The sequence below is a fragment of the Micromonospora sp. ATLC16 genome (assembly GCF_057196645.1).
Window position 1 is genome coordinate 1 of the sequence record NZ_JBXUOW010000120.1, and the last position, 8,137, is coordinate 8,137.

The 8,137-nt window shown below is 69.2% G+C and carries 6 protein-coding genes; 1 reads left to right on the top strand and 5 read right to left on the bottom strand.

The window, feature by feature from the left end:
* Positions 1–317: 317 nt before the first annotated feature.
* The 5 genes from AC2CHE_RS26105 to AC2CHE_RS26125 form a co-directional block, all read right to left on the bottom strand.
* On the bottom strand, positions 318–587 hold the full coding sequence (locus AC2CHE_RS26105) for a PLD nuclease N-terminal domain-containing protein (RefSeq protein ID WP_484507490.1): 270 nt from the start codon (positions 585–587) through the stop codon (positions 318–320).
* Between the two features lie 52 nt (positions 588–639).
* Positions 640–1,488 carry an ABC transporter permease gene (locus AC2CHE_RS26110; RefSeq protein ID WP_484507491.1) on the bottom strand — a complete coding sequence of 283 codons (849 nt, stop codon included), beginning with the start codon at positions 1,486–1,488 and terminating at the stop codon, positions 640–642.
* Complete coding sequence (locus AC2CHE_RS26115; RefSeq protein WP_484507492.1) at positions 1,485–2,405, bottom strand: ABC transporter ATP-binding protein; 921 nt, start codon at positions 2,403–2,405, stop codon at positions 1,485–1,487. Before AC2CHE_RS26115 ends, AC2CHE_RS26110 begins: the two co-directional genes overlap by 4 nt.
* Positions 2,406–2,506: 101 nt before the next feature.
* Positions 2,507–4,525 carry an ABC transporter ATP-binding protein gene (locus AC2CHE_RS26120; RefSeq protein ID WP_484507493.1) on the bottom strand — a complete coding sequence of 673 codons (2,019 nt, stop codon included), beginning with the start codon at positions 4,523–4,525 and terminating at the stop codon, positions 2,507–2,509.
* Positions 4,468–6,216 (bottom strand): ABC transporter ATP-binding protein, encoded by a 1,749-nt coding sequence (locus AC2CHE_RS26125; protein ID WP_484507494.1) that lies wholly within the window; start codon positions 6,214–6,216, stop codon positions 4,468–4,470. Before AC2CHE_RS26125 ends, AC2CHE_RS26120 begins: the two co-directional genes overlap by 58 nt.
* 363 nt (positions 6,217–6,579) lie before the next feature.
* On the opposite strand from AC2CHE_RS26125, the gene rfbB reads away from it, so the two are divergent.
* Positions 6,580–7,569 (top strand): dTDP-glucose 4,6-dehydratase, encoded by a 990-nt coding sequence (gene rfbB, locus AC2CHE_RS26130; RefSeq protein WP_484507495.1) that lies wholly within the window; start codon positions 6,580–6,582, stop codon positions 7,567–7,569.
* The last annotated feature ends 568 nt before the right edge of the window (positions 7,570–8,137 follow it).

Genomic DNA, 8,137 nt, shown 5'->3' on the forward strand with positions numbered 1-8,137 from the left:
TCGCTGACGAGCGCGCTCGACCGTGCCCTCCGACCGGACGTGGTCACCCGAGCCCGCGCCATCGCCTCGGTCGTCCGCCGCGACGGTACCCAGATCGCGGCCCAGCGCCTGATTACCGCTGATCCCCGCGTCTCGCTCTGAACTCCTGCCGAAGTGCCGGGTCGGGACCTGGATGGCCGGCTTTTCAACCGCCGACCGATCGCCCGGCCGACCCGACCTGGCGAGGGCCACGCCCCTCGACGGGCCCCCGCGGTTTCCCGGCCGCCTACCCCGAACTCGGAGCCGGGAGGACAAGCCTGGGCACGCCGGCTCACGACCTACGCGCGGCCGGTGTTCGGACCCCGCTGGGCCGACTGGCGGCCGACCAGGAACCAGAGCACGATGCCGAGCAGCGGGGCCAGAACGACCAGAAAGGTCCAGAGGGTGCGGGCCCGGTCGTCCAACGGCGAGTGGATGACCTTCCAGATGGTGAACAGGATCAGGGCCACATAAGCGACCACCAGGACGACCCAGAACAGAATCCCCGCGACCGTCGTCCCGGTGTCACTCGCGGCGATCAGGTGGCTGTTGCTCTGTAGGTACGACATCGGACTGTCTCCTTCGGTGAGGTTCGGCAGGTGCCGGGTGGATCTGGACAGGTCAGGATGCGTCGTGGCGCTTGAAGGTGAATGCGGCGACACCGAGCGCGACGACCACGTACCCGATCGCCACGGCGGCGGCGCCAAGCTGAGAGAGCATCCACGGGTGGTTGCTACCCACGATCTGCGGTGTCAGGTTCGGCAACAGGATCGAACCGAAGCGGAGCTGCCACGTCGTCGGCAGGAAGTGCGCGAAGACCGGTGCCACCAGGACGAGGGCGCCCAGGGTCGTCAGCGTCGACGCGGTCGAGCGCAGCACGGTTCCCAGTCCCAGCGTCACGGCATTGGTGACCATCACGAGGACCGCCGCGCAGAACACCGTCGGCAGCGCGTCCACCGGGTCCGGCCAGGGGTTAAGCGGGGCGGGACGATCACCGAGCAGCAGGGTGGCGCCGGTGAAGGAGAGCAGTGCGAAGAGCAGCCCGCCCAGCAGGCCCACACCGGCGGCCACCGTTGCCTTGGCAGCCAGCAGGAGCCGACGCTGCGGCACGGCCAGCAGGCCGGGGCCGATGGACCCGGTGGTGAACTCGCTCGTGATCAGCATGCCGCCGATCGATCCGATGAAGAACATCACGAACGGCATGACCACCACGGTCGGGTCGGCCGTCTCGTAGTTCGACTGGTTCTCCGGCGGCGCCTGGTCGTAGGACTGGATCAGCATGAAGAGGATGAACATCCCGAGCAGGAACGCAAAGGCCCCGCCGGCGAAGAAGGAGTACGTCGACCGGAGGGTACGGACCTTCATCCACTCGGCGGCCACGGCGTCCCAGTACACCCTTGACCGCGACACGGTCGGGGCCGCGGGACTGGTGGTGGGCTCCGTGTCCAGCCGGTCCCGGAGTGTGGTCATGGTTGTGCCGTCCTTCCCGTTGCGGCCTGGTACTCGACGGCCTCGTTCGTCATCTCCAAGTAGACGTCCTCGAGCGTGGCGCTACGCGGCGTCAGCCCGTGAACGGGAATCGATGCCGCCGCAGCGGCGTCGCCGATAGTGGGCGCGTCCACGCCGACCGCGATGAGCCCGCCGTCGTCCGAAGTGGTGACCGAGGCCCCGAGGCCGGTCAGGATCTGAGCGAGTTCGGCGGCCCGAGGCGAGCGCACGAGTACGTCGCGTTCGAACCGGTCGCGTATCTCCGTCATGGAGGTCTCGTCGAGCAGCTTCCCCCGGCCGACGATCAGCACATGGTCGACGGTGAGTGACATCTCACTCATCAGGTGGCTGGAGAGCAGCACGGTGCGGCCCTCCGTGGCCAGGGATCGCAGGGTGCCGCGGATCCAGCGGATGCCGGCCGCGTCCAGCCCGTTGACCGGCTCGTCCAGCAGGATCACGGCCGGGTCGCCGAGCAGTGCGCCGGCGATCCCGAGGCGCTGGCGCATGCCGAGCGAGAAGCCGCCCACCCGCTTGTGCATCACGCTTGCCAGGCCGACCTGTTCGAGTACGGCGGTCACCCGGGACTTGCCGATGCCGTTGCTGCGGGCCAGGCAGGCCAGGTGCTGGAAGGCGGTGCGGCCGGGGTGCGCGGCGTCGGCGTCGAGCACCGCGCCGACCTCGTGCAACGGCCGGCGGACCTGGTCGTACCGACGGTTGCCGATGAGCGCCTCACCCGAGGTCGGATGATGCAGGCCGAGGATGATTCGTAGGGTGGTGGACTTGCCCGCTCCGTTCGGACCGAGGAAGCCGGTCACCGCTCCCGGACGGACCTCGAACGACAGCTTGTCGAGTGCCAGCGTAGCCCCGTACCGCTTGGTCAACTCCCTTACCACGATCATAGGAGAATGGTTCCAAGACGGGGCACTCCCGCGCGTCTGGCCTCGGTCAGAAATCCGTGTCATACCAGGGTCATACGCGCCCCGAAGGCTCCCGGCGCCGGTCAGCCGGCACGGTCTTCGAGGTCGACCACGGGCCGGGCGAACTGGGCGTCGTACAGCTTCCGGTACGGGCCGCCGGCCGCCAGCAGGGTGCCGTGCTCGCCCTGCTCCACGATCCGCCCCCGCTCCATGACGACGATCAGGTCGGCGTCACGGATCGTGGAGAGCCGGTGCGCGATGACGAAGCTGGTCCGGCCGGCACGCAGCTCGGTCATCGCCTCCTGGACCAGCATCTCGGTCCGGGAGTCCACCGAGCTGGTCGCCTCGTCCATGATCAGCAGTTGCGGATCGGCGAGGAAGGCCCGGGCGATGGTGATCAGCTGTCGTTGCCCAGCGCTGACCGTACCGTTGTCCATGTCGATCACGGTGTCGTAGCCCGCCGGCAGCGAGTGTACGAACCGGTCGACCCGGGCCGCCCGAGCGGCCGCCCGGACCTCCCGGTCGGTGGCGGCCGGGCGCGCGTACCGGATGTTGTCCCGGATGGTCCCGTCGAAGAGCCAGGCGTCCTGGAGCACCATGCCGATCCGGCTGCGCAGGTCCGCCCGACGCATCGTGGTGACGTCGATGCCGTCCAGACAGATCCGCCCGGAGTTCACCTCGTAGAAGCGCATCAACAGGTTGACCAGGGTGGTCTTGCCGGCGCCGCTGTGGCCGACCACGGCGACGGTCGAGCCGGGTGCCACGTCCAGGGAGAGCTCGTCGATCAACGGCTCGTCCGGCCCGTACCGGAACGACACCCGGTCGAAGGTCACCCGGCCCCGGAACGCGGCGGGGGGCGGCCTGTCCGGCTCGGGCTCCTGCTCCGCGGCATCGAGCAGCGCGAAGACCCGCTCCGCGGACGCCACCCCGGACTGCACCAGGTTGGCCATCGACGCCACCTGGCTCAGCGGTTGGGTGAACTGCCGGCAGTAGTGGACGAACGCCTGCACGGCGCCAAGGGTTATCGCGCCGGAGACGATCCGCAGCCCGCCGACGACCGCGACCGCCACGTAGCTGAGGTTCCCGATGAACATCGTGGCCGGCATGATCATGCTGGACATGAACTGGGCCCGGAACGAGGCCCGGTACAGGGATTCGTTCTGCCCGGCGAAGGTCGCCGCCATCTCGGGCCGCCGCCCGAACGTGGTGACCAGTTCGTGCCCGGTGTACGCCTCCTCGACGTGCGCCTGGAGACTGCCGGTCGTTGCCCACTGGGCGGCGAACTGCCGCTGCGACCGCTTGGCGACCTGTCGGGTGACCAGCAGCGACAGCGGAATGGAGAGCAGCGCGACGATCGAGAGCAGCGGTGAGATCAGCAGCATCGCCGCGATCACACCGACCAGGGTGAGCAATGCGGTGAGCAGTTGGCCGAGTGCCTGTTGCAAACTCTGGGCGACGTTCTCCACGTCGTTGGTGGTCCGGCTCAGCAGGTCACCCCGGGGCTGCTGGTCGAGGTAGGCCAGCGGCAGCCGGTGCAGCTTCTCCGCCACCGCGGACCGCAGCAGCTGGACGTACCGGTTGACCACCCCGGCCAGGACCCGCAGCTGTATCCACTGGAAGAGGCTGGCCAGCACCGCGAGCAGCGCCGCGAGCACGAGTACCCGACCCAGCCCGGCGAAGTCCATCCCCTCCCCCGGCACCACGTCCATCCGGTCGACCATGGCGGCCCGATTCTCCGCTCCCGCGGCCCGCAGTTCCGCCACCGCCTCCGCCTTGGTCTGCCCGGCCGGCAGCCCCGCGCCGACCGCACCCGCGAAGACGATGTCCGTGGCCCGGCCCAGCAGGGTCGGCACCACGACCGCACAGACGACGCCCACCACCCCGAAGCCGAGTACCGCCAGCAGCCGGAGCCGGTACGGGCGCAGGCCACGCAGTAGCCGCCGCGCTGAGGGACCGAAATTGATCGAGCGCTCGGCCGAGGTGAAGGCGGCCCGGCGGCTGCCACGGGGCACGGGAACGGGTGCGGTACCCCCCGTGCCGCCGCTCACGCCGCCGGTACCTCCGCCTGCTGGGACGCCAGGATCTCGCCGTAGGTCGGGCATCGTCCGAGCAACTCCTCGTGTCGGCCGACGTCGGCCACCGCACCGTCGTCGAGTACGACGATCCGGTCCGCGTCCGCGATGGTGGTGATCCGCTGGGCGACCACGATGACCGCCGCGTCCGAGGTGAACGGCCGGAGCGCGTCCCGCAGTCGCGCATCGGTCGGCAGGTCCAGCGCGGAGAAGGAGTCGTCGAAGAGGTACACGGCGGGGCGGCGGACCAGCGCGCGGGCAGTCGTCAACCGTTGCCGCTGACCGCCCGAGACGTTCGTCCCGCCGGGCCGGATGGTGGCCTCCAGCCCGCCCGGCATCGCCGCCACGAACTCGCGGGCCTGCGCCACCTCCAGGCAGTGCCACAGCTCCTCGTCGGAGGCGGCCGGGTTGCCGAACCGCAGGTTGCTGGCGACCGTGCCGGCGAAGAGGTAGGGCCGTTGCGGAATGGCGCCGATGCGCTGGCGCAGCTCGTCCGGGTGCCAGCTCCGGACGTCGACGCCGTGCACGAGTACGCTGCCACCGCTCACATCGAGCAGTCGGAGGATCAACGCGAGCAGGGTCGACTTGCCGGCCCCGGTACTGCCCACCACGGCGGTGACCTGTCCGGGCTCGGCGCGGAACGTGACGTCCCGCAACGCCGGAACCTGCGCGCCGGGGTACTGGTAGGAGACGCCGCGCAGCTCGACCCCGCTGCCGGTGGCCGGCGTCGTGCCGGGGACGGACACGGGTGTCGTGGCCTGGGCCGTCGTCGAGGGTTCGGTCTCCAGTACCTCGGTGATCCGCTCGGCGGCGACGGCGGCGCGGGGCAGCGAGATGACCATGAAGGTGGCCATCATCACCGACATCAGGATCTGCGCGAGATATTGGAGGAACGCGATGAGCGCGCCAACCTGGAGGGCGCCGGACTCCACCTGGGCGGCCCCGAACCAGAGCACAGCGATGCTGGTTCCGTTGAAGGCCAGTGTGACGACGGGCAGCAGCATCAGTTGCAGGTGCGCCGCCCGCAGGGTGATCGCGGTCAGGTCCCCGTTCACCTGTTCGAAGCGTTCCCGTTCCCGGGGCTCCTGAGCGAAGGCGCGGAGCACCCGGACCCCGCCCAACTGGTCGCGTAGCACCGAGGTGAGCATGTCGACCCGGACCCTCATCAGCCGGAAGTTCGGCACCATCAGCCGGATCACCAGACCGACCGCCAGCGCGATCACCGGTACGGCGACCAGCACCAGCCAGCTCAGACCCGGTTCCTCCCGGTACGCCATCACGATGCCGCCGACGCACATGATCGGCGCCGAGACCAGCACCGTGCAGCCGATCATGACCAGGTACTGCACCTGGTAGACCTCGCCTACGCTCCGGTTGACCAGGCTCGGTACGCCGAAGCGGCGCATCTGCGCGCCGGTGAACCCGCCGACCCGGTGGAACACCTGCGCCCGCAGGTCCCGCCCCACCCGCATCGTCGCGTCGGCGCTGAACCGGACGGCCGCGGCCGAGCAGACGATCTGGGCCAGGGTCACCACCAGCATCAGTGCCCCGGCCCGGACGATGGTGGCGGTGTCGCCGCGGGCGATCCCCCGGTCGATCATCTCAGCGTTGAAGTGCGGCAAGTTGAGCGCCGCCGTGGTGGCGGCCACCTGTAGCAGGATGACGAGGCCGAGCAGCCGGCGGTACGGCCGCAGCGTACGCCGCAGCAGCCGGGTCAGCACCCGGCGCCGACCAGGGCGGGGCGATGCGGCGCGGAGCGGCCGAGATCGGTCATGTCGGCGAGCCTAACCAGCCGGTGCGGGGCACTGCCATGTCATTCTGAAATGGATTAAAGACGATGCTCCCGGGCTGCCGCGCAACGACGGACGCCCAATCCGGCAGAACCGCTCCTTAAGGTGTGGGCGAATCCGGGCTTTGACCGGCTGGTATGTCACCGACGCCGCCCTCCGATCTTCTTCTCCCTGCTCAGACCCCAGAACGGACGGGTGGCCGGCCGATGCCGCAGGGTAGGCCGCTACCCGTTCGCCGCATGCCGTGGTCGCGAATGCAGCCGCCCCGTCCGTAGAATGCCGGCCATGTCCAGGATGCTCGTCACAGGTGGCGCCGGATTTATCGGAGCCAATTTTGTCGAATACACCGTCCGAAATCGTCCGCAGTACGAGGTCGAGGTGCTCGACGCGCTGACGTATGCCGGCAACCGCGCCAACCTGGCCCCGGTGGCGGACGCGGTCACCTTCCACCACGGCGACATCTGTGCCCCGGCCCTGGTCGACCGGCTGGTGTCCCGGGCCGACGTGGTGGTGCACTTCGCCGCCGAGTCGCACGTGGACAACTCACTGGACGACCCGGAGCCGTTCGTCCGGAGCAATCTCATCGGCACGTTCACGCTGCTGGAGGCGGTACGCCGGCACGACCGGCGGTTGCACCACATCTCGACCGACGAGGTCTACGGGCACCTGCCGCTCGACGCCACGACCCGGTTCACCGAGGCGACGCCGTACGACCCGTCCAGCCCGTACTCGGCCACCAAGGCCGGCTCGGACATGCTGGTCCGCGCCTGGCTGCGCTCGTATGGTGTGGCCGCCACCCTGTCCAACTGCGCCAACAACTACGGGCCCTACCAGCACGTGGAGAAGTTCGTGCCACGGCAGATCACCAACATCCTCCGGGGTACGCGCCCGAAGCTGTACGGTTCCGGGGCCAACGTCCGGGAGTGGACCCATGTGGACGACCACAACGCTGCGGTGCATGCGATCCTGGAGCGGGGACGCCTCGGCGAGACATATCTGGTCGGCTCGGGTGACGAGCGCAGCAACGCCGAGCTGCTGGCGATGATCCTCGCACTGATGGGACAGCCCGCCGACGCCTACGACCGGGTCGCCGACCGGCCCGGGCACGACCTGCGATACGCGAACGACACCACCAAGATTCGGTCTGAGCTAAGCTGGCGGCCACGGTACGACGATCTCCGGGCCGGCCTGGCCGCGACCATCGACTGGTACCGCCGCAACGAGCGGTGGTGGGGCGCGACCAAGGAGGCCGCGGAAGCGCGGTATCAGACCCTGGGTAGGTGAGCCGTTCACGGCTGGCCAGTCCCTCCCCGTGCAGGTGGCGAGTAGGCCGACGAGCCGGGCGGCGGCCCGGCTTGCGCGGAGCGCATGCATCCGCGATCACCACCGGCGTCACGCCAAAAACGTATCTCCATCTGTCGATGGCAAGCCGCCCGCCGACTCCGCCTCCGCCACTCTGGTCGCCGACCGCCCCCTGCGAATTGATGGGCACGACTGCCCGGCAATGCCGAGACACAACTGACGGGACGCCGGCCTTCCGCTGCCGCTTGCGATTAGGCATTCGATCCGGCCGCCCGACGCGGACACCCATTCGCGATTCGATGTGCGCACTGATCTAGAATGAGGTGGATGCGATTCCGGTGAGCCAGCCGGAAAACACCAGCCGGACGGACCACACCCCGGTGGCAGGGTCATTGCGTTCTCGGGTTGTTGCTGATCACGGCGGTGATGAGGTCGTGGGCAGGGCATTCGCAAGATCGAGATATGACCGGATGGCCGGTTGTGAGGTAGTCACGCCGGTTTCGGTGGATACGTAGAAGAACGCGGTCCTCTGGTGATCATTCAGGTGTCT

What these genes read in the sequence shown, in the direction of transcription:
- AC2CHE_RS26110 (WP_484507491.1), bottom strand. Translation starts at nt 1,488, where the DNA reads ATGACCACACTCCGGGACCGGCTGGACACGGAGCCCACCACCAGTCCC.
- AC2CHE_RS26120 (WP_484507493.1), bottom strand. Translation starts at nt 4,525, where the DNA reads ATGCCCGACCTACGGCGAGATCCTGGCGTCCCAGCAGGCGGAGGTACC.
- rfbB (WP_484507495.1), top strand. Translation starts at nt 6,580, where the DNA reads ATGCTCGTCACAGGTGGCGCCGGATTTATCGGAGCCAATTTTGTCGAA.
- AC2CHE_RS26105 (WP_484507490.1), bottom strand. Translation starts at nt 587, where the DNA reads ATGTCGTACCTACAGAGCAACAGCCACCTGATCGCCGCGAGTGACACC.
- AC2CHE_RS26115 (WP_484507492.1), bottom strand. Translation starts at nt 2,405, where the DNA reads ATGATCGTGGTAAGGGAGTTGACCAAGCGGTACGGGGCTACGCTGGCA.